Raw genomic sequence first — 17382 nt, 5'->3', positions numbered from 1 at the left:
ACAGCACCAATTTGGCCGCGCGGGGCCCGCGCTATATAACGCATTGATTCCTAACGATAAAGGCCGCGTCTGGCGAAGCCGATACCCTTCGAGATATTTTCTGCTCGCGCGAACTAACCCCAAGGCTTTGTTGGATATTTACGTGGTTTTCGTCCAGTTGAGGCGATGATTCTGTAAGATTTTGGCCGAGTGACAGGAGTAGTTTGCCGACCATCGCCGCCTACAAAAGGCCGAGACGCTCTGCCCGCTCCAGCAGCATTCTGACTGAGGAAGGCTGCCAGCTGGTGCGACCGCGAGGGGTGCGCTCACGCATGGATTCCAGTCGGTCGCAGATTGCCTGCAAGGTGATCTCGGGGTCAGCACCTTTGATTGCGGCGACAATCGCAGGCAGGCGATCGTCGGTTTCGCGACGACCGGCGCGCCCAAGCACTTCAGCCGGCAGGAATCCGTCCGCCACGTATGCCTTCACGGCGCGGAGCAGGCGGCTTTGCGTCCAGCGCCGATCATGGGGCAGGGGGCCATTGATGATCCGCAGCACGTCTTCCCAAGCCATATCGGGGCGCAGGCGGCGCACATGGGGCACCCAATCCTGCGCGGTCTCGTTGAGGCGCTCCATGTAGCCATCCTGCCGCGCCAGCCGTACCTTGCGCAGCGCTTCAGGGTCCTTGGCGCGAAGACCTGGGTTGCCGCCGACGCGGCCCTTTGAGCGTGCCGAGGCAAGTCCGGCTTTGGTACGCTCGCGGATCAGAGCGCGTTCGAACTCAGCCGCAGCGCCCAGAACCTGCAACGTGAACTTGCCCTGGGCGAGGCAGTGTCGATCGGGTCCTGGAGCGAGCGGAAGAACGCCCCCTTGCCCTCCAGTCTTCGATCACCTCAAGCAAGTGCGACAGAGACCGCGCAAGCCGGTCGATCCGCACGACGACAGCAGCGTGTCGCCCTTGCCAATCCGCTCCAGCACACGTGCAAGCACCGGCCGCGCCCGATTGCCACCTGAGGCGTGCTCTTCAAAGATCTCTGCGCAACCCGCAGATTGAAGGGCCTCGGACTGGGGCAGGGGGTTTGATCCTCTGTGGATACGCGCGCATAGCCTATCAGGGGCATGGAAAAGAGCCGTTTGCAATTTAAGATATCGCTAATAAACGACCATTTGTAAACGAATGCAAGTAGGTGCTCTCTCGTCGTGCTCGTCCAAAAACCCTTGGTTTTCTTGCGCTGAGCGCGATCTGAGAGGTTTCACCGGCAGCCGCGCGCGCATAATATATAAAGAGCGAAGACAACCGCCACAAAATTACTTGGGTAATGTGCAAAAGAACAGTATTTTGCATATATGAAGACCCAAGCATCCGCTTTGACTGATGATTGCAATGACCCCCTCATCACCATCGAGGAGGATGAAGAGGCTCACGAAGAGGATCTCTGGTTTCTGCCGGGACCACTCGAAGAAGAACCGGATGATTTGCCTCCTGGGCCACGGGCAGAACCGCCCGACACTGCTGTCATCGAAGACTGGGCAAAGGCAGAAGGCGTTCACGCTGCGCGACTGGCACGGGTTGCTGGACGCTTGGGTGCTCTGGATGACCGGCTGCTGCGTGGTCCTGAAGGCTGGCGGCACCGCCTCGCTCTTATCGAGGCAGCGGAACTCAGCTGGTTTGCAGGGGATCGGGTGAGTTCTGATCGTCTGGCGCTCTGGATATCAATGCGGCTCTCGGGCGCACAGGATGACCAAAATGCCTTGACACGGATTGGATGGGCTGTTCGGCGCCTGATGGGCGGTCCCGGGCCAGAGATTGACCTAGCAGCCTTTCTGGATCGCCGTGATCCCGAGAATATCGAAGACAGAGCCGAGCGTTTCGAAGATCGGGCGGGCGGATGGCTGGACGTAATAGCAGCGGCCGAGCTCCACCCGATCACGCGTGCTTGCATGGGCTTTCATCTTTGGAGCCTGGCGGGCCTCGGACAACACGGTGACCGAGTGGAAGCAGCGGTCACTGCTGCGCGGATCGCGGCCAGTGAGAGCAGGGGAGCGGCGTTCGCGCCTGTGGCCATGGGTGGAGCAGGAGGGCTGCGCGCCGGCGGCCCACCCGCTGACCGTCTGATACGGTGGCTGGACGGGATGGAGGCGGGATTCCTAACATCGATGCGACACCTTGACGATATCGAAACGTGGGCGACGCGGGCGGAAGCCGAGATTAGCATGCTATCGGGCCGCACGCCCCCGTCTTTGTGCACGGCACTGACCGAATGGCCACTTGTCTCCCGCCGATGGCCGAGACCCTGACCGGCGCAAGCCGTGCCGCCGTGCAGCAACCTCAGCTGGATGGAAAAGCGAGGTTTGATCCGAGAAGTTACGGGGGAGGGGCGGTACCGGATGTGGCGTGCAGCAAGCTGAACGCTCTGTGTGAGGCGGGGCATGAGGGAACAGGTTTGCCCTCCTGGCCAGCAAAAAAAACAGATTGAGGGGCGTCCTTGGCTGTCGCAGATGGCGTGCAGTTTGGTGTTCATGCCGCCCTTAGTGCGGCCAGTCAGGCGTCCACATCCCACTGTCGCGTAGCCCTTAATTGTGAGATGAGAGATTCAACGAAATCAACGGCTGTCCTTTGCCCTTAAATATGAGATTTTGCCTTTAATTCCGATATTTTTGCCCTTAAACTTGAGACAGGGTTCACAGACATGTGCAGCAAATATCGATGGATGATTATGGCGAAGACTCCGTTGCAGTTGGCGCTGAAGAGGCGCGCAGGGCCGCGGTGCTGCGCCCGCTTGTTCAAGCATTTCTGAAAGGGACTGGCAGTCTGGAAAGGCATCAATGACGCCGTTTGGGAGCTTGGTGTCAGCAGGGCGACGGTCTGGCGTTGGATAAAGCGGCTGGTCGAAGAAGGTGGACGCACCAGCGCGCTGGCTCCGCGGAAACGGGGCCGCCCGACCGGTACGACCTTGATATCCAGCAGGGTCGAAGCGGTGATCGAAGAGCATCTTCGCCGATGTTTCTTGCGCGGGAACGTCCGAGCCTCTCGCGCGTCGTGACAGAAATCCGCAGCGCGTGCTGGCAGCAGGGCTTGCAACCGCCGACGCGTCGGACGGTTCAGCGTCGTCTGGACGCGATGGATGCCCGCGAAGTTGCGAAGGCACGAGAGGGCGCAAAGGCGGCGCGCCAGAAATTTGCGGCCGTCACAGGCGAGAACAAGGCGAACCAACCACTGGAGTCGTACAAATCGACCATACGCCCGCGGACATCATTCTTGTCGACAGCTTTGAACGCCAACCAATTGGGCGGCCTTGGGTCACGCTGGCGATCGACATCGCAACGCGGATGGTAACTGGATATTACACCTCTCTCGAGGCCCCTTCGCGACTGTCAGTGGCGCTTTGCCTGACACAGGCGGTTGCCCCCAAGGCGGAGCTCCTAGCGGAATTGGATTACAGTATTCCTTGGCCCGCACAGGGCAAACCGCACAGCATCCACGTCGACAACGGCCGCGATTTCCGGTCGCCGCGCCTTTCGGTCGGCATGCGCGGAATGGGGGATCGATCTGGTCTATCGGCCGCCGGGAAGTCCTCACTTCGGGGCCACATCGAACGGTTGATCGGGACGATGATGGGGGCCGTTCACCTGTTGCCGGGAACAACGCAATCCTCGATCGCGACCAAGGGCGACTATGATGCCGAAGGCCAGGCAACGATGACCCTGAGCGAATTCGATCGTTGGTTTGCTCTGGAAATCTGCCGCTACAACAACAGCATTCATTCCAGTCTTGGCTGCACGCCCGTTGCCAAATGGGAGGTGCTCTCAGAAAACTTGATGGGGCGACATCCCCTTCGAGATGGAAGCCTTTCAGGTGAGCTTCCTGCCAAGCGAATTGCGCAAGATCAGGCGTGACGGCATCCATCTGTTCCAGATACGGTACTGGTCCGATGCGCTTGCAGGCCACATTGGGCGCGGGGATGGAAAGGTGTCGTTCGCTACGATCCTCGAGATATCTCAATGATCTGGGTCGAATTGGACGATGGCCGATATGTTGAAGCGCGGTACAGAAACCTGGAAATTCCGCCAGTGTCCCTCTGGGAATATCGCGAAGCCATGAGGAAGGCCCGTGCCCTTGGCAAGTCCGGGTCCAATGAGCTGGTCCTGGCTGAGCTGATCCGACAGCAACGCCAGATCGAGGCTGAAAGCCGGGGCCTGACGAAGGCCGAACGCCGATCCCGTGAAAGAAAAGGGACATTGGAGGGCACCAACTCGGCTGTCGCGACAACCGAAGGGCTGCGCGCGATCGACACTGGTGATACGTCGCGCCCATTGTTCAAGGTGGAGAGATGGTGAATTGAGGGCAAGGACAACTGAGGAAGACGGTCGGATCGCCCTCATTCAATCGGACATCTGGATCGGCTTTCCGCGGCCGAACAGGTGTTGGATCGTTTGCAGGGTATGATCGAAGCGCCACGGCAAACCCGTATGCCCGGGCTTCTTGTGCATGGTGCCTCCGGGATCGGAAAGACGATGATCGCCCGCAACCTCTCGCGCAAGTACGCACCAGAATACGATCCGGCATCAGGCATCACCCGCACGCCGCTGCTGCTGTTGCAAGCGCCGCCCGCACCTGATGAACGGCGGTTCTATCTGCACATCCTGGCCGCCGTCGGCGCCCCGGCGACGGCACTGAGCGCCCGCGCTCAAAATGTGGCTTCCCTCGAAGTCCGTGTCATCGCGCTCTTGCGCGACCTCGGCCTGCGGATGATCATGATCGACGAGGTTCACAATCTCTTGGCCGGGACCCACCGCGAACAGCGCCGCTTTCTCAATGTTCTGCGGTATCTCAGCAATGAACTCGAGGTGTCGCTGGTCTGCCTCGGGGTCAGCGAGGCCGTCGATGCCATCCGAGGTGATATCCAGCTTGCCAGGCGACTGGACGAACATCACCTGCCAAACTGGCGCGACGATGCCGAGTTCTCGGACATGATCCAGACACTCATCGCGGCAATGCCCCTCGAGAAGAAATCCAATCTGAAGGTCAAGTCGCTCAAGCAGATACTGGCGCTGAGCGGCGGGGTGACTTCGCGCATCTTCGCACTGATCAAGGATCTTTCCATCGACGCCATTGTCACAGGTGAGGAATGCATCACCGATGACGCAATCGCAAAATGGACGCCGGTTTGGTCGCGCCATGCGAACGCCCATCGGCGACTCGAGAAGTCCGGGGGTGACGCCGCGACCGCTGCCAAAGACTGTCGCACCGCTTCCAGACGAGTTGTTGTCAGGTTGGTTGTCTCGGTTGGCTGCGGCCAACTACTGTGATGACGCCGAACTGCTGGCTCATATCGAAGTCGATACCACGCATGGCACCGCCTTGGACTTCAGCATCGACGCGGCAGCGGCGGAGAAGATTGCGAGCGCTGCACGTGTCTCCCCAGATGTCGTGCGATCTTTGACCTTTCCGGCAATAACGCCAGGAGAAGCCTCACTGACGGCCCAGATGCCATTCCAGCATTGTCTGCAATGCTCCCGAGAGGGCCTTTCGCTCAGGCATTGGAGGCGGCCTGGGCATTGACTGTCAGGTTTGCGGACGAGACTTGTGCAGACCCTTGGCAAAATCGGTGAAGAACAAATATCTGGAAAACTGATATACCGAGCGCGCCGCGGGGCAGGGATGCTTGCCTGCGCCGCGCGATCACGCAGCCCCAAGCAACTTCGGCGCGCAATGCGCGCGGTCACCTTTGCCATGTCACTTAAGGGCTGCCACGGGAAGCCGTTGTTTGCTCTTCAGAGCCACAAACCGGAAGTGAGGCTGTTTTGCCTTGCTGCCATTGATGCAGCCCAATCTCGTCCACTGATCAAAGCGGCCATCTCAAGCTCCGGCATCGACGACTATGCAAAGGTTGCTCTTTTGCGCACTTTCGAGAAGGAGCCACGTCTGCTTGCCGCAGTTGATCAGATTGCGCAGAGGCGGGCGAGAAGCAAAGGCCCCATGACAGCCAAATCTCGCAATTAAGGGCAAAACTCGATGCCGAAAGCGTCGCGTCTCAGATTTAAAGGCAACGCGACACCTCTGGAGCCTCGCGGGACTCGGGCAGCAAGGCGATCGAATGGAGGCGGCAGTCACAGCTGCGCGGATCGCGGCCAGCGAGGGCAAGGGAGCAGTCTTTGCGCCTCTGGCAATGGGCGGTGCAGGGGGGCTACGAGTGGGTGGTCTACCGGTCGACCGTCTCGCGCGGTGGCTCGACGGCGTCGAGACGGCATGCCTGACAGCGATGCGGCACCTTGACGATGTCGAAGCTTGGGCTGCGCGGGCAGAGGCCGAGATGATGCCGCTTTCAGGCAAGACACCGCCTTCATTGCGCGCTGTGCTGATCGAATGGCCGGTCGTTTCTGCACCGATGGCCGAGGCTCTGACGGGCGCCAGCCGGGCCGCCGTCCAGCGCAACCTTGCCTGGATGGAAACGCGAGGCCTAATCCGCGAGGTGACAGGGCAAGGGCGATTCCGGATGTGGAGGATTGCAACTTAGGTCTAGCTCGTCGTCCGGAGGACAAAAATTTACGTTTAGGTCGAAACAGCCGTACGCTACGCTTGTAGAGAATTCACGCATCGAGCCCATGACGACCAATGTTATGTGGTTGATGGATGTCCATAAGGGAGAAAGTGAACTTGCCTGCGTCCTGTCTTGGCCTTGATCCACAACTTAGAAATGCGTGGCCCAGCGGGGATGGCTCTCGTCAATAACCAAAGCGTGGCTGTGCCTGCGATGTCCTTGCAGATGGGGGTGATCGAGCGGCAGATTGTCGTGGGTATGCTCTACCTCGACAGGATCGTTTGCGGGCCAGAGCTTCAATGCAACGAGCACACCAATGCCAGCGAGGAGGGCCAGTCCGGCCAGCGCGGGAACGACGCCGTAGACCGTCAGCAGCCAACCTGACAACGGATAGGTCACCAGCCAGCAGGCGTGCGACAGCGCGAACTGCGCCGCGAAGAGTGCCGGGCGGTCTCCGGCATGGGCGGAACGGCGCAGCAAGCGGCCCGAAGGGGTGAGGACGGCGGAATACCCAAGTCCCACCAGCAACCAGGCTGCCAGAAGGATCGACCAGCCGAGCCCGGCTACGAGGACCGCCATTCCCAGCCCCAGAAGTGTCGCCACCATCAGCAGCGCGCCACCGAACATCACAGGCCGGTCCGGCAATGCATCCAGAACACGCGGCAAAGCCAGAGCGGCCGTCATGGAGCCCGCACCGAAGGCGAACATCGTCCAGGCCAGTGCACTCTCGGACAAGCCGAGCTCTCCGCGCACCAGAACGACGGTATTGACCAGCACCATCGCCCCCGCCGCCGCTGCCGCAAGATTCAGCGCCAGGAGCCCGCGAAGGCGGGGCGTGGCAAGATAGATGCGGATGCCGCGCGTGGTGCGGTGATAGACGCCGCGGGGCTCGGATGGACGGGGGCTCGGCAGCAGCACCGAGACGACCAGGAGGGCCGAGGCGGTAAAACCTGCGACCGTTCCGAGGAAAAGCGAATTGTAGGACATCACTGCGAGCAGAAGCGCGGCCAGAGTCGGACTGACGATGTTTTCCAGATCGTAGGCCAGCCGGGATAGCGACAGCGCGCGGGTATAGCGCGCCTCTTCGGGCAGAACGTCCGGGATCGTCGCCTGAAAAGTGGGCGTGAAGGCGGCAGAGGCAGATTGCAGCAGAAAGATGAGTACGTAGACCTGCCAGACCTCGGTCACGAGGGGCAATGCCAGCGCGACACCCGCCCGCACCAGATCAAGCGTCACCAGCAGCGCGCGGCGCGGCACCCGGTCCGCGAAGGCCCCGGCGATGGGGGCGATGCCCACATAGGCCACCATCTTGATGGTGAAGACCGTGCCCAGCACCAGCGCGGCCCCGTCGCCTGCAAGATCGAAGGCCAGCAGACCGAGCGCGACCGTTGCGAGTCCGGTTCCCAGAAGCGCCACGATCTGCGCCAGAAACAGATGACGGTAGGTGCGGTCGGAAAGGATATCGAGCATGGCGAGCCTCAGAGATAGCGGGCAATCGTCCGCAGTTCGGCACGATCCGTTTCGGACCCCTCGACGTCCAGGCAATGATCCATATGGTCATGGATCAGCGCCCGCTTGGCGTTCGTGATAGCCTTTTCGACCGCCTGCATCTGTTGGGCGATTTCGAGGCAGGGCTTGCCTGCCTCGATCATCTCGATCACGGCGCGCAGGTGGCCGTCAGCACGTTTCAGCCGGGCGACGAGGGCGGGATGACTTGCATGAACCGGGGAATCTGTCATATGAAAGGCTTATCCTCCCCTGGGGATAGAACAAGATGGTGCCGCGACGCACCACGCGAGCGACGAGCGGGCAGGCAGAGTTGATGACAAGTTTACGGACAATCGGAAAGGCGGCTTTCGCGACCCTTCTCTGCGCGGCCATTCTTGTCTGGTCGGTGATGCCTACAACCTCGCACGCTCCCGCGATCATCGATGTGCTTCAGGAGCACGCGGAGATGATCGCCGAGCACGGGCATTCGCACGGTTTGGAAGAAGACCTGGCTTGGGCCATGCACGGGCACAGCCACGACAGTATCGATCACGACCACAGCCAGGCGGTTGTGCCTCGCCCCGATCTGTCGCCGCAGCCGCTCGATATCTACAGGACCGCATGGTGGCTGAGTTCAGCCACAGCGAATACGCTACGGATCGACCAGATCGAACGACCTCCGCGCGTCTGATCGACCGCGCGCTATCGGCGCGTTTCATTCGATCATCAACACATATGCGGAGTTCAATCCATGACTACAGTCCATCGGGGCTGGACCGATCCCGGCATACGCCGGATCGTGATCCTGTCCTTCATTACGCTGTCAGCGCTTATCTCAAGTGCGGGCCACGCGCTTGCCCATAACGTCACCGAAGGTGACGCGGGCTACATCCAGGAAATCTGGGGGTAAACATCATTCCCTTCATGTATCTCGGTGCCAAACACATGGTGACGGGTTACGACCACATCCTGTTCCTGCTTGGCGTCGTCTTCTTCCTCTACAGGATGAAGGACGTGGGCATCTATGTGAGCCTCTTCGCCCTCGGGCATTCGACCACGATGCTGGCGGGCGTCTGGTTCGGATGGGGCATAAATGCCTATATCATCGACGCCATCATCGGCCTTTCAGTCGTCTACAAGGCGCTCGACAATCTCGGCGCCTACCAACGCTGGTTCGGGTTCCAACCCAATACCAAGGCCGCGACGCTGATTTTCGGCTTCTTTCACGGCACCGGCCTCGCCACCAAGATTCGCGACTACGAGATCGCTTCGGACGGTCTGCTGGCCAATCTTCTGGCGTTCAACGTCGGAGTCGAGCTTGGCCAGATCATGGCGCTTGCCGTGATCCTCATCGTCATGGGCTTCTGGCGGAAGTCCCCGAACTTCTTCCGCCAAGCCTACACCGCCAACGTCGTCATGATGTCCATGGGGTTCATCCTGATGGGCTTGCAAATCACCGGCTATTTCGTAGCCACCTGAGAAATTGGAGACCAAAATGTTCAACGCAGAAAAACCGAGCCTCGAAGAACTGCCAAGCTCCGCGCAGCTGATCCGTTCCACCGCCATCGCGGCCGCCAGCGCCGTCGCGATCCTCGTGACCGTCGTGTTGCCCGCTGAATACAACATCGACCCGACCGGGATCGGTGGAGTCCTTGGACTGGCGGAAATGGGCGAGATCAAGACCCAGCTCGCGGAAGAGGCCGAGGCCGACAGGCTGATGGAGCTTGAGGCAGAGGAACAGTCGAGCCTGATGAACGATATTTTCGGGCTCTTCGTCGGCGCGGCACACGCGCAAGAAGTCGAAGTCTGGCGCGATGAGATAACCTTTACTCTAGCACCTGGTGACAGTGCCGAATGGAAGCTGGTGATGGAAGAAGGCCAGACGGTGGAATATCGGATGCTCGTTGAAGGCGGTCGCGTGAACTTCGACATGCATGGCCACGGCGGCGGCAACTCGATCACCTATGAGAAAGGCCGCGGCTCCACCGGCGACGAAGGCAAGATCGTCGCCGCGTTCGACGGAGAACACGGCTGGTTCTGGCGCAACCGCGACAGCTCGGATGCGACCGTGACCGTTCAGGTTCGCGGTGAATATGCCGAATTCAAAGACGCCAGTTAATTTTAGGTGCTGCCATTTCTGCGCTATGTGGGAAGGGCAGCCCCTACTCGTTGGGCCTAGCAGCCAGTTCCGCGCACATCGCGGCAATGATGGTTGTGAGATCTCGAGACAGAAGCGCGTGTTTTCTGGCATTTTGGCGCAGACCAGATTTGGCCCAACGAAATCGTAGCTTGTCAGTTGATACAAAGTGCAACCGTAGCAGGCGCTCTAAGCCTGAAAGGACCGCCGACTTGTTCACAAAAATATTCCCTTGAACCTCTAGCTACTAGAAGTCTTATCTACTGAATTTGAACATATGCCGTTCTTGCCATCAATCGCCGGCGGGAACCGAAAGGGTACGAAATGCTGACAAGACGACACTTCATCCAGACAACAACGGCGCTATTTTCGGTGACCGTTCCCGGCGTGGCTTTTGCCGACAGTTGGCCAACCGAGGCGCAGAAGGCTGCGTGGGACGCACAGGTGACGCCTCAGGATTATGTTGCCGAGACTTCCAACCCATGGGGATTGCACCCGCGGTTCCTACCGCAACGTGTAGTCGCGAAGGCCGGTCTCGTGCCGGGAGATATCCATGTCGATGCGGTCGCGCGATATCTCTACCACATTGAAGAGGGTGGGACCGCGATGCGCTACGGCGTGGCGATCGCGCGGGGGAACCTCTACGAGCCGGGTGTCTATACCATCAAGCGCAAGGTCAGGTGGCCGCACTGGCAACCGACACAGAGCATGATCAATCGCGACCCCGAACTTTATGCTGACATTGCTGATGGCATGGAACCCGGACCGGAAAACGCGCTTGGATCAAGGGCGCTGTATCTCTACGTCGGGGATCGCGATACCCTTCTGCGCATCCATGGCACTCCGAGCCCACGGAGTATCGGTGGCCGCGCAAGTTCGGGCTGCGTACGGATGGTCATGGCCCATATCAATGACCTTTACCCGAACGTCGAGACCGGCTCTACGGCCTATCTTTACTCGCAGAGGACAGCGTCACTGCCCGCAGCTAAGCCAAGCAGCGGTCGGCAAACGTAGTTAAGTTTCGCGAGGGGTGCAGATACGATTGCCGTTCGCCGTTCGCAGCGGCAGCAAGGTCGTTTCAACGGGGCCGCTGTGTTCGTACCAGTAGCACCCGTCTTCCGGCACCAAGCGCGCGGTTGCAACATCCTGATCCGGGGCAGCCATCGCAATCACGGCTTCGGGAACGTTGCCCGGCTGGTCTGCCGCGTCGCCCGGCTCAGTCGGCTGGACTGCGCACCCGGCCGTAAGCGACAGCGCCACTGCGACCATTATTTTTTGCTTCAGCATCAAAACCCGCATCAAGCTTCCTTTCATGTCTGTTTTTCTTTGCAGCGGCTGTTCATGCCTCAAGGCGTGATGGAGCCGGTCACCGCATCCTTTAGCAATAAATCAAACTGAAATACCACCGTATTTTGCTCTTGAAGCTCTAGCTACTGTAGGGGCTATGTCATGGTAAAGCACCCGAATCCAGAGGTCCATTCATGCCGCCCGACACCCATCGTCACGACCACGATCACGCCGAAGATGCCCAGACAAGCGGCGGCAGCTGCTGCGGGAGCGCCGGAACGTGCGGCGACATCGTTCCGGCGACCCCCGCGCCAGCGGGCGGGCGCAGTTTTCAGGTGTCCGGCCTCGATTGCGCCGAGGAGGTAGCAATCCTGAACAAGGTGGTCGGCCCGAAGATCGGCGGGGCCGAGCATCTCGCGTTCGACGTGATCAATGGACGGATGACCATTCTCGACAGCGCCAAGAGTGTATCGGACGGCGAAATTGCAGAACTGGTCGCAAGCACCGGCATGACCGCCAAGCCCTGGGATGCCGAAAACGCGTCGGTGGACCAGGCGGCCCATCTTGCACGCCAGCGGCTGTTTACGGCGCTCAGTGGCGGCTTCTGGGCCGCGGGATTTCTGTGGCACATCATCGAGACCGGCATGGGGGGGGCACTCGGCCTCTTCGCAGGGCACGGCGAAGCGCCGATGCCACTGGTCGAGGCAGGGCTATTCGCGGTTGCGATCCTGTTCGGTGTCTGGCTCGTGGCACCCAAGGCATGGTCGTCCGCACGGCGGCTGTCGCCCGACATGAACCTGCTGATGGTCGTCGCAGTCGCGGGTGCAATTGGCCTCGGCGAATTTTTCGAGGCGGCGACGGTCGCGTTCTTCTTCTCGCTCTCGCTTTTCCTCGAAAGCTGGAGCGTCGGGCGTGCGAGGAATGCGGTTTCAGCTCTGCTCGACCTGGCGCCGCCGACGGCAAGAGTTCTTAATGATAACGGCTCAGAAGCGGACGTTCCGGCTTCTGCGGTTGCTATCAACGCACGTTTCGTCGTGCGCGGCGGAGACCGCATCCCATTGGATGGTGAGGTTGTCGATGGGGCAGGGGCCGTCGATCAGGCGCCAATCACCGGAGAGAGTGCGCTGGTCCCAAAGGAACGGGGCGACGAAGTCTATGCCGGTACGATCAACGGCGAAGGCACACTGACGGTGCGCGCCACGAAGGCCGCCTCGGATACCGTGTTGGCCAAGATCATCCGCATGGTCGGTGACGCCCATGCCCGCCGCGCGCCGGTGGAGCAGTGGGTGGCGAAGTTCGCCCGCATCTACACGCCTATCGTCATGGCTCTCGCCATCGCAATTGCCCTGCTGCCGCCGCTCATTTTCGGTGGGGCCTGGGATTATTGGTTCTACAATGCACTCGTGCTGCTGGTGATCGCTTGCCCATGCGCTCTGGTCATCTCGACACCGGTCTCCATCGTCGCCGCACTCACCGCCTCAGCGCGGGCCGGGGTGCTGATCAAGGGCGGTGCATATGTTGAGGCACCGGGCAAAACCACTGCACTGGCCATGGACAAGACCGGCACGATCACCATGGGCGAGCCCGAGGTGGCGGCGGTGCATCCGCTCGGTAAAGCATCGGCACAAGATCTGATGACCCTCGCCGCTGGGCTGGAGGCACGTTCCTCGCATCCCTTGGCGCGCGCCATTCTCGCGCGGGCAGAAGCCGACGGCATCAAGGTGTCCGCCGCGGAAGATACCCGAACCGTTCCGGGCAGGGGACTTGAAGGACGCACAGACGGCCGGTCGATCTGGTTAGGGTCGGACCGGTTTGCCGAGGAGAAGGGTTTCGGCGACGCCATTCCGAAGGATTTGCGCGACCGCATCGAAGGGGCCGGCAGCACCCTTGTTGCCGTGGGCGATGAAACCGGTGTGACGGGCATTCTGGAATTGCGCGACCGTATCCGCCCCGACGCCAAGGGCATCGTGGCACAGCTCCACGCGCAGGGCGTGAAGACCATCGTCATGCTGACGGGCGACAACGAGCGGACAGCGCGCGCTGTTGCAGCCGAGGTCGGCATCGACGAGGTCCGTGCCGAGCTTCTGCCCGAAGACAAGGTGACAGCCATCGAAGAACTGGTCGAAACGCATGACATGGTGGCCATGATCGGCGACGGGGTCAACGACGCCCCGGCCATGGCGCGCGCGCATTACGCCATCGCGATGGGTGCCGTTGGTTCGGACGCGGCAATCGAGACGGCGGATATTGCCCTGATGACAGACGACCTCGGGAAGGTGCCTTGGCTGATCGGTCATTCGCGCCGGACAATGTCGATTATCCATCAGAACATCGGTATTTCCTTGGCGACCAAGGGCGTTTTCGTTGTCGCTACCGCTTTCGGAGTGGCATCGATGTGGGGCGCTATTGCAGCCGATGTAGGAGTGTCATTGCTGGTGGTGGCCAATGCCCTGCGCCTGCTTAACAGCCGAGAGGCCAAGGCGCCGCCGTCCGGCGGTGTACAGGTTGGTCCACAGATGACAAAGGCCGCGCTAGCCCACGGACATTGATCACGCAGCATTTGCAAGGTAGCGTGTTGTTCATAACAGACCTCACGAAAGAGGCATCGAGCAGTGAAAACCATCCGATTTCCCCGCCGCGCCGTCCTGTTGGGCGGGTTGGCAGCGTTTCTGTCCGGCTGTGCCAGCAAGTTCCGCAGCTATGGCGGACCCGAGGTGACCCGTGTTCGGCTTTACAAGGAGCAGCGCTTGCTTGTTCTCGACGGAGCCGATCGCGTATTGCAAACCTACCCGGTCGGACTGGGTTTCGCGCCCGAGGGTCACAAGCAATTCGAGGGAGACGGCCGGACTCCGGAGGGCACCTACATAGTCGATAAGCGAAACCCCAACAGCACCTACCATCTTTCGATTGGCATCTCTTATCCGAATCAGGCCGACATCGCTTTTGCCGAGGCGCAGGGCCGATCCCCGGGGGGCGACATCTTCATCCATGGTGGTCCACGACCCGGCATCGATCCGACGGACGTCCGCGACTGGACAGCTGGCTGCATCGCGGTCACAGATCGGCAGATCGAGGACATCTATGCAATGGTGAAAGACGGAACACCTATCCACATCTTTGCATGACGGTCTTTCTCATGCGGCGGTAGTGAGCCGTCGCATTGGCGCCATTGCTGAGCTCCACGAAGCCAAGATGAGCGCCAACAGCATCCAGTCCCCGAAGCTCGCGTAGAGTGTCGGCGGTCGCGCGGAGGGCAGGCTAGCGTCGATGATGCCCGTTTCGCCGGTATCGAGCCGCGCAACGATCTCTCCGCTCGCGTCGATGACCGCAGAGATGCCCGTATTCGCGGCTCGGATGACAGGAAGGCCTTCCTCTACGGCGCGCATCCGTGCGGAAGCCAGATGCTGCTCGGGTCCGATGCTGGTGCCGAACCAGGCATCGTTTGTCGCGTTAAAAATCCAGTCGGGTCGGAACAGGTCGTCGACCACATGGCTTGGGAAGATGATCTCATAGCAGATCGCCACGGCGACCAGCGGCACACCCGGAAGCGCAAGCGTTCGCGGGCCCGGTCCGGGCGTAAAATCGCCCAGACCCGCCGTGAGCCGCTCGATGGGCAACCAGCCGCGGAATGGGACATATTCGCCGAACGGCACGAGATGGTATTTCGCGTATCCGGTCAGGATCTCGCCCGTCTCGCCAAAAGCCTGGACCGTGTTGAAATATCGGGTGCCATCGTCGCTCGGTACACGGTCCGGCACCCCGGTGAGCAGCACGCTGCCTTCCGGTAGCGCGGCGGCAATGCGGGCCTGCGCCTCCGTATCCTCATCGAGGAAACCCGGAAAGGCGGTTTCCGGCCAGAGAAGAACGTCGAAATCGCCGCGCCGGGTTGAAAGCTCAAGATAGCGCGCGAATGTCGCCTCGCGGTTCTCGGGCGCCCATTTCTCCTCTTGTGGAATGTTGCCTTGGACAATGCGCAGGTCGACAGTGGGTGGCTGTTGTGCATCCGACTGGAGGCGAAGTGTGCCGACAGCCCACATCGTCGCTATGCCGGCCAGCGCCATGAGCGAGATGGTCAATCGTTGCCGCCCGGACGCCATGGCAGCCGCGCCGGGGAGTACCGCAACGAACACGGTGAGAAAGCTTAACCCATAGCTTCCGACCCAGGCGGCGGGCTGGCGAAAAGCGGCGTAATCGACCAGAGCGTAGCTGGCGAGGTTCCACGGAAATCCTGTCAAAACGTGACCTCGCAACCACTCGGCAGCGGTCCAGGAGGTCGCGAACAGGAGCCAGGTCAAGAGACTGCCCATGGCTCCGCGCCGCGCGATTTCGGCAAAAAGCGCGGCGGCAATGGCTGGGAAAATCGCGAGACCTGCGGACAATCCCGCGACCGCCGGGATCGCCATCGTCCCAAACCGCTCGGCCTCGACGTAGAAACTTTCCGCGATCCACGAAATCCCGAAACCGAACTGGCCAAGACCAAACGCCCAGCCGACGAGGAAAGCGCGCCCGAAGGAGAGATCGCGAAGACCGACAAACAACGCGGAATAGGCAATGGGAACAAGCAAGAGAAGCGAGAAAGGCGGGAAAGTCAGAACGGTCAGCGCCCCGGCGACGAAACCAAGCGTCATCCGCGAAAGAAAACGGTGGCGCAGAGCGATGCGGTTCAGAATTTCCGGCTTCACGACTTGATCGAACGCCGCGCGCTGATCCATGGCGCGGCGAGCAAGAGCCCCACGCCACTGACGACAAATACATCGGCCAAGTTGAAGGCAGGCCAATGTGTTGTGCCAATGTAGAAATCGAGAAAGTCTGTTACAGCCCGATACCGCACACGATCGATGACATTGCCCAGGGCTCCGCCAATGATCGCGCCATAGGCAAGTGTTTCGACCGCATTTTCGGCGCGAAACAGCATAACCCCTAGCCAAACACAGATGGCAAGAGCGAGAGCGATGAGGCTCCACCACGGCGCGCCGCCCAACATCCCGAAAGTCACGCCGTCATTACGATAAAAGACGAGGTTGAATCCCGGAAACACAGGAATCCCGGCGCTTAAAGTGACGGCATTCGCAACGACAATGGCTTTGGTGATCTGATCGATCGCGAACGCAGCAAGTGCTGCGAAGACGCCGATCATCGGAGATACCTTGTTTAGTGACATTGCCTCATCCCAACCAGACATCAAGGAACAGCATTAGAACGAGCCCGACTGCGAGACCGAGCGTCGCCCTGTTCTGATGGCCGCTGCGATGGGTTTCGGGGATGATTTCGTGGCTGATAACGTAGAGCATTGCGCCCGCGGCAAAGGCCAGACCCCATGGAAGCAGCGGTTCCGACAGTGTGATGATCCCGGCCCCGAGCAGGCCGCCAATCGGCTCGACCATGCCCGTCAGCGCCGCGATGCCCCAGGCGCGCAGCTTCGGATATCCCTCGCCCAGCAGAGATACAGCGACGGCCAATCCTTCGGGCGCATTCTGAAGCCCGATTCCGACAGCAAGAGGCAGACCGCCCTCCATACCTCCGGATCCGAAGCCGACCCCAACCGCAAGGCCTTCGGGGAAGTTGTGGATCGTGATTGCGATGATGAACAGCCAGACCCGCCGCAAAGACGCCGCTTCGGGCCCTTCGCGTCCTGTCTTGAAGTGCTCGTGCGGCAGCTTTTCGTTCATCAGGGCGACAGCCCCCATTCCCAGAAGGATCGAGACGCACACGATGGCCGCAGGCATCGCGCCGTTCTCGAACATTGGCTCTGCCGCATTCAATGCCGGGATGATCAGCGAAAAGAACGAGGCTGACAGCATGACACCGGCGGCGAAGCCGAGCGACAGATCGCGCGTGGCCCGGGACGGGATGCGCCCAAACAGCACGGGAACTGCTCCGACTGCCGTGAGCGAACCGGCGGCGAGACTTCCGAGAAAGCCAAGCATTATCGGAGACAGATTTTCCAT

General features: G+C 60.6%; 17 protein-coding genes and 6 pseudogenes. 15 read left to right on the top strand and 8 right to left on the bottom strand.

Features of this window, described 5'->3' with window-relative positions; genetic code table 11:
• Positions 1 to 220: 220 nt before the first annotated feature.
• Positions 221 to 1101 (bottom strand): annotated as a pseudogene (locus tag CEW89_RS20615) (recombinase family protein).
• 226 nt (positions 1102 to 1327) lie between these two features.
• On the opposite strand from CEW89_RS20615, the pseudogene CEW89_RS21360 reads away from it, so the two are divergent.
• Positions 1328 to 2389, top strand: a pseudogene (locus CEW89_RS21360) (hypothetical protein).
• 41 nt (positions 2390 to 2430) lie between these two features.
• On the opposite strand, the pseudogene CEW89_RS20605 reads toward CEW89_RS21360, so the two are convergent.
• Positions 2431 to 2538 (bottom strand): annotated as a pseudogene (locus CEW89_RS20605) (IS5/IS1182 family transposase); the annotation flags it as partial.
• A 443-nt stretch (positions 2539 to 2981) separates the two neighbouring features.
• Between CEW89_RS20605 and CEW89_RS21350 the strand changes: the two are divergent.
• From CEW89_RS21350 to CEW89_RS20585, 8 genes and pseudogenes are all read left to right on the top strand, one after another.
• Entirely contained in the window at positions 2982 to 3317 is a 336-nt protein-coding gene (locus tag CEW89_RS21350; protein ID WP_244906236.1) for a DNA-binding domain-containing protein, read from the top strand.
• 95 nt (positions 3318 to 3412) lie between these two features.
• A complete protein-coding gene (locus CEW89_RS21345) occupies positions 3413 to 3877 on the top strand; it encodes a hypothetical protein (RefSeq protein ID WP_244906235.1) in 465 nt (154 codons plus the stop codon).
• Entirely contained in the window at positions 3822 to 3986 is a 165-nt protein-coding gene (locus tag CEW89_RS21535; protein WP_425321038.1) for a Mu transposase C-terminal domain-containing protein, read from the top strand. Before CEW89_RS21345 ends, CEW89_RS21535 begins: the two co-directional genes overlap by 56 nt.
• Entirely contained in the window at positions 3983 to 4318 is a 336-nt protein-coding gene (locus tag CEW89_RS21335; RefSeq protein WP_244906240.1) for a hypothetical protein, read from the top strand. The genes CEW89_RS21535 and CEW89_RS21335 overlap by 4 nt, the downstream gene beginning before the upstream one ends.
• Positions 4319 to 4423: 105 nt before the next feature.
• Positions 4424 to 5290 (top strand): TniB family NTP-binding protein, encoded by an 867-nt coding sequence (locus CEW89_RS20595; RefSeq protein WP_244906234.1) that lies wholly within the window; start codon positions 4424 to 4426, stop codon positions 5288 to 5290.
• A complete protein-coding gene (locus CEW89_RS21330; protein ID WP_244906233.1) occupies positions 5196 to 5543 on the top strand; it encodes a TniQ family protein in 348 nt (115 codons plus the stop codon). The genes CEW89_RS20595 and CEW89_RS21330 overlap by 95 nt, the downstream gene beginning before the upstream one ends.
• 24 nt (positions 5544 to 5567) lie before the next feature.
• The gene (locus CEW89_RS21325) at positions 5568 to 5984 is read left to right on the top strand and encodes a hypothetical protein (RefSeq protein WP_244906232.1); all 417 of its coding nucleotides are present in this window, start codon (positions 5568 to 5570) and stop codon (positions 5982 to 5984) included.
• A gap of 52 nt (positions 5985 to 6036) precedes the next feature.
• Positions 6037 to 6498: pseudogene (locus CEW89_RS20585) on the top strand (helix-turn-helix domain-containing protein); the annotation flags it as partial.
• Positions 6499 to 6672: 174 nt separating this feature from the next.
• On the opposite strand, the gene CEW89_RS20580 reads toward CEW89_RS20585, so the two are convergent.
• Together CEW89_RS20580 and CEW89_RS20575 are read right to left on the bottom strand one after the other, a co-directional pair.
• A complete protein-coding gene (locus CEW89_RS20580; RefSeq protein WP_096807346.1) occupies positions 6673 to 7992 on the bottom strand; it encodes an MFS transporter in 1320 nt (439 codons plus the stop codon).
• Positions 7993 to 8000: 8 nt separating this feature from the next.
• On the bottom strand, positions 8001 to 8261 hold the full coding sequence (locus CEW89_RS20575; protein ID WP_096807345.1) for a metal-sensing transcriptional repressor: 261 nt from the start codon (positions 8259 to 8261) through the stop codon (positions 8001 to 8003).
• Positions 8262 to 8296: 35 nt separating this feature from the next.
• On the opposite strand from CEW89_RS20575, the gene CEW89_RS20570 reads away from it, so the two are divergent.
• The 4 genes and pseudogenes from CEW89_RS20570 to CEW89_RS20555 all read left to right on the top strand — a co-directional run bounded on the left by CEW89_RS20570 (position 8297) and on the right by CEW89_RS20555 (position 11136).
• The gene (locus tag CEW89_RS20570) at positions 8297 to 8701 is read left to right on the top strand and encodes a hypothetical protein (RefSeq protein WP_244906231.1); all 405 of its coding nucleotides are present in this window, start codon (positions 8297 to 8299) and stop codon (positions 8699 to 8701) included.
• A gap of 60 nt (positions 8702 to 8761) precedes the next feature.
• A pseudogene (locus tag CEW89_RS20565) lies at positions 8762 to 9489 on the top strand (HupE/UreJ family protein).
• Between the two features lie 16 nt (positions 9490 to 9505).
• Positions 9506 to 10129 carry a transmembrane anchor protein gene (locus CEW89_RS20560; protein WP_096807344.1) on the top strand — a complete coding sequence of 208 codons (624 nt, stop codon included), beginning with the start codon at positions 9506 to 9508 and terminating at the stop codon, positions 10127 to 10129.
• 342 nt (positions 10130 to 10471) lie between these two features.
• Positions 10472 to 11136, top strand: a pseudogene (locus tag CEW89_RS20555) (L,D-transpeptidase).
• A gap of 25 nt (positions 11137 to 11161) precedes the next feature.
• On the opposite strand, the gene CEW89_RS20550 reads toward CEW89_RS20555, so the two are convergent.
• Positions 11162 to 11446, bottom strand: a complete 285-nt coding sequence (locus CEW89_RS20550) for a hypothetical protein (RefSeq protein WP_096807342.1) — start codon at positions 11444 to 11446, stop codon at positions 11162 to 11164.
• Positions 11447 to 11628: 182 nt separating this feature from the next.
• On the opposite strand from CEW89_RS20550, the gene CEW89_RS20545 reads away from it, so the two are divergent.
• Together CEW89_RS20545 and CEW89_RS20540 are read left to right on the top strand one after the other, a co-directional pair.
• The gene (locus CEW89_RS20545; RefSeq protein WP_096807341.1) at positions 11629 to 13983 is read left to right on the top strand and encodes a heavy metal translocating P-type ATPase; all 2355 of its coding nucleotides are present in this window, start codon (positions 11629 to 11631) and stop codon (positions 13981 to 13983) included.
• Between the two features lie 63 nt (positions 13984 to 14046).
• Positions 14047 to 14559 carry a L,D-transpeptidase family protein gene (locus CEW89_RS20540; RefSeq protein ID WP_096807340.1) on the top strand — a complete coding sequence of 171 codons (513 nt, stop codon included), beginning with the start codon at positions 14047 to 14049 and terminating at the stop codon, positions 14557 to 14559.
• 9 nt (positions 14560 to 14568) lie between these two features.
• Here the strand turns inward: CEW89_RS20540 and lnt are convergent, their stop codons facing one another.
• Genes lnt through CEW89_RS20525 form a run of 3 tightly spaced genes read right to left on the bottom strand, consistent with a single transcriptional unit; the run spans position 14569 to position 17382 of the window.
• Positions 14569 to 16146: an apolipoprotein N-acyltransferase gene (gene lnt, locus CEW89_RS20535; RefSeq protein WP_096807339.1), complete on the bottom strand. Its 1578-nt coding sequence runs from the start codon at positions 16144 to 16146 to the stop codon at positions 14569 to 14571.
• A complete protein-coding gene (gene lspA / locus CEW89_RS20530) occupies positions 16113 to 16571 on the bottom strand; it encodes a signal peptidase II (protein WP_009573591.1) in 459 nt (152 codons plus the stop codon). Before lspA ends, lnt begins: the two co-directional genes overlap by 34 nt.
• Positions 16572 to 16599: 28 nt before the next feature.
• Positions 16600 to 17382: a ZIP family metal transporter gene (locus CEW89_RS20525; protein WP_009573592.1), complete on the bottom strand. Its 783-nt coding sequence runs from the start codon at positions 17380 to 17382 to the stop codon at positions 16600 to 16602.

This window comes from Celeribacter ethanolicus (assembly GCF_002407265.1).
Lineage (GTDB): Bacteria > Pseudomonadota > Alphaproteobacteria > Rhodobacterales > Rhodobacteraceae > Celeribacter > Celeribacter ethanolicus.
This window is presented reverse-complemented; position numbering and strand designations above follow the sequence as displayed.

What these genes read in the sequence shown, in the direction of transcription:
- CEW89_RS20595 (WP_244906234.1), top strand. Translation starts at nt 4,424, where the DNA reads ATGATCGAAGCGCCACGGCAAACCCGTATGCCCGGGCTTCTTGTGCAT.
- CEW89_RS20525 (WP_009573592.1), bottom strand. Translation starts at nt 17,382, where the DNA reads ATGGAAAATCTGTCTCCGATAATGCTTGGCTTTCTCGGAAGTCTCGCC.
- CEW89_RS20580 (WP_096807346.1), bottom strand. Translation starts at nt 7,992, where the DNA reads ATGCTCGATATCCTTTCCGACCGCACCTACCGTCATCTGTTTCTGGCG.
- CEW89_RS20560 (WP_096807344.1), top strand. Translation starts at nt 9,506, where the DNA reads ATGTTCAACGCAGAAAAACCGAGCCTCGAAGAACTGCCAAGCTCCGCG.
- CEW89_RS20575 (WP_096807345.1), bottom strand. Translation starts at nt 8,261, where the DNA reads ATGACAGATTCCCCGGTTCATGCAAGTCATCCCGCCCTCGTCGCCCGG.
- CEW89_RS20545 (WP_096807341.1), top strand. Translation starts at nt 11,629, where the DNA reads ATGCCGCCCGACACCCATCGTCACGACCACGATCACGCCGAAGATGCC.
- lnt (WP_096807339.1), bottom strand. Translation starts at nt 16,146, where the DNA reads ATGGATCAGCGCGCGGCGTTCGATCAAGTCGTGAAGCCGGAAATTCTG.
- lspA (WP_009573591.1), bottom strand. Translation starts at nt 16,571, where the DNA reads ATGATCGGCGTCTTCGCAGCACTTGCTGCGTTCGCGATCGATCAGATC.
- CEW89_RS20550 (WP_096807342.1), bottom strand. Translation starts at nt 11,446, where the DNA reads ATGCGGGTTTTGATGCTGAAGCAAAAAATAATGGTCGCAGTGGCGCTG.
- CEW89_RS21335 (WP_244906240.1), top strand. Translation starts at nt 3,983, where the DNA reads ATGATCTGGGTCGAATTGGACGATGGCCGATATGTTGAAGCGCGGTAC.
- CEW89_RS21535 (WP_425321038.1), top strand. Translation starts at nt 3,822, where the DNA reads ATGGAAGCCTTTCAGGTGAGCTTCCTGCCAAGCGAATTGCGCAAGATC.
- CEW89_RS20570 (WP_244906231.1), top strand. Translation starts at nt 8,297, where the DNA reads ATGGTGCCGCGACGCACCACGCGAGCGACGAGCGGGCAGGCAGAGTTG.
- CEW89_RS21350 (WP_244906236.1), top strand. Translation starts at nt 2,982, where the DNA reads ATGTTTCTTGCGCGGGAACGTCCGAGCCTCTCGCGCGTCGTGACAGAA.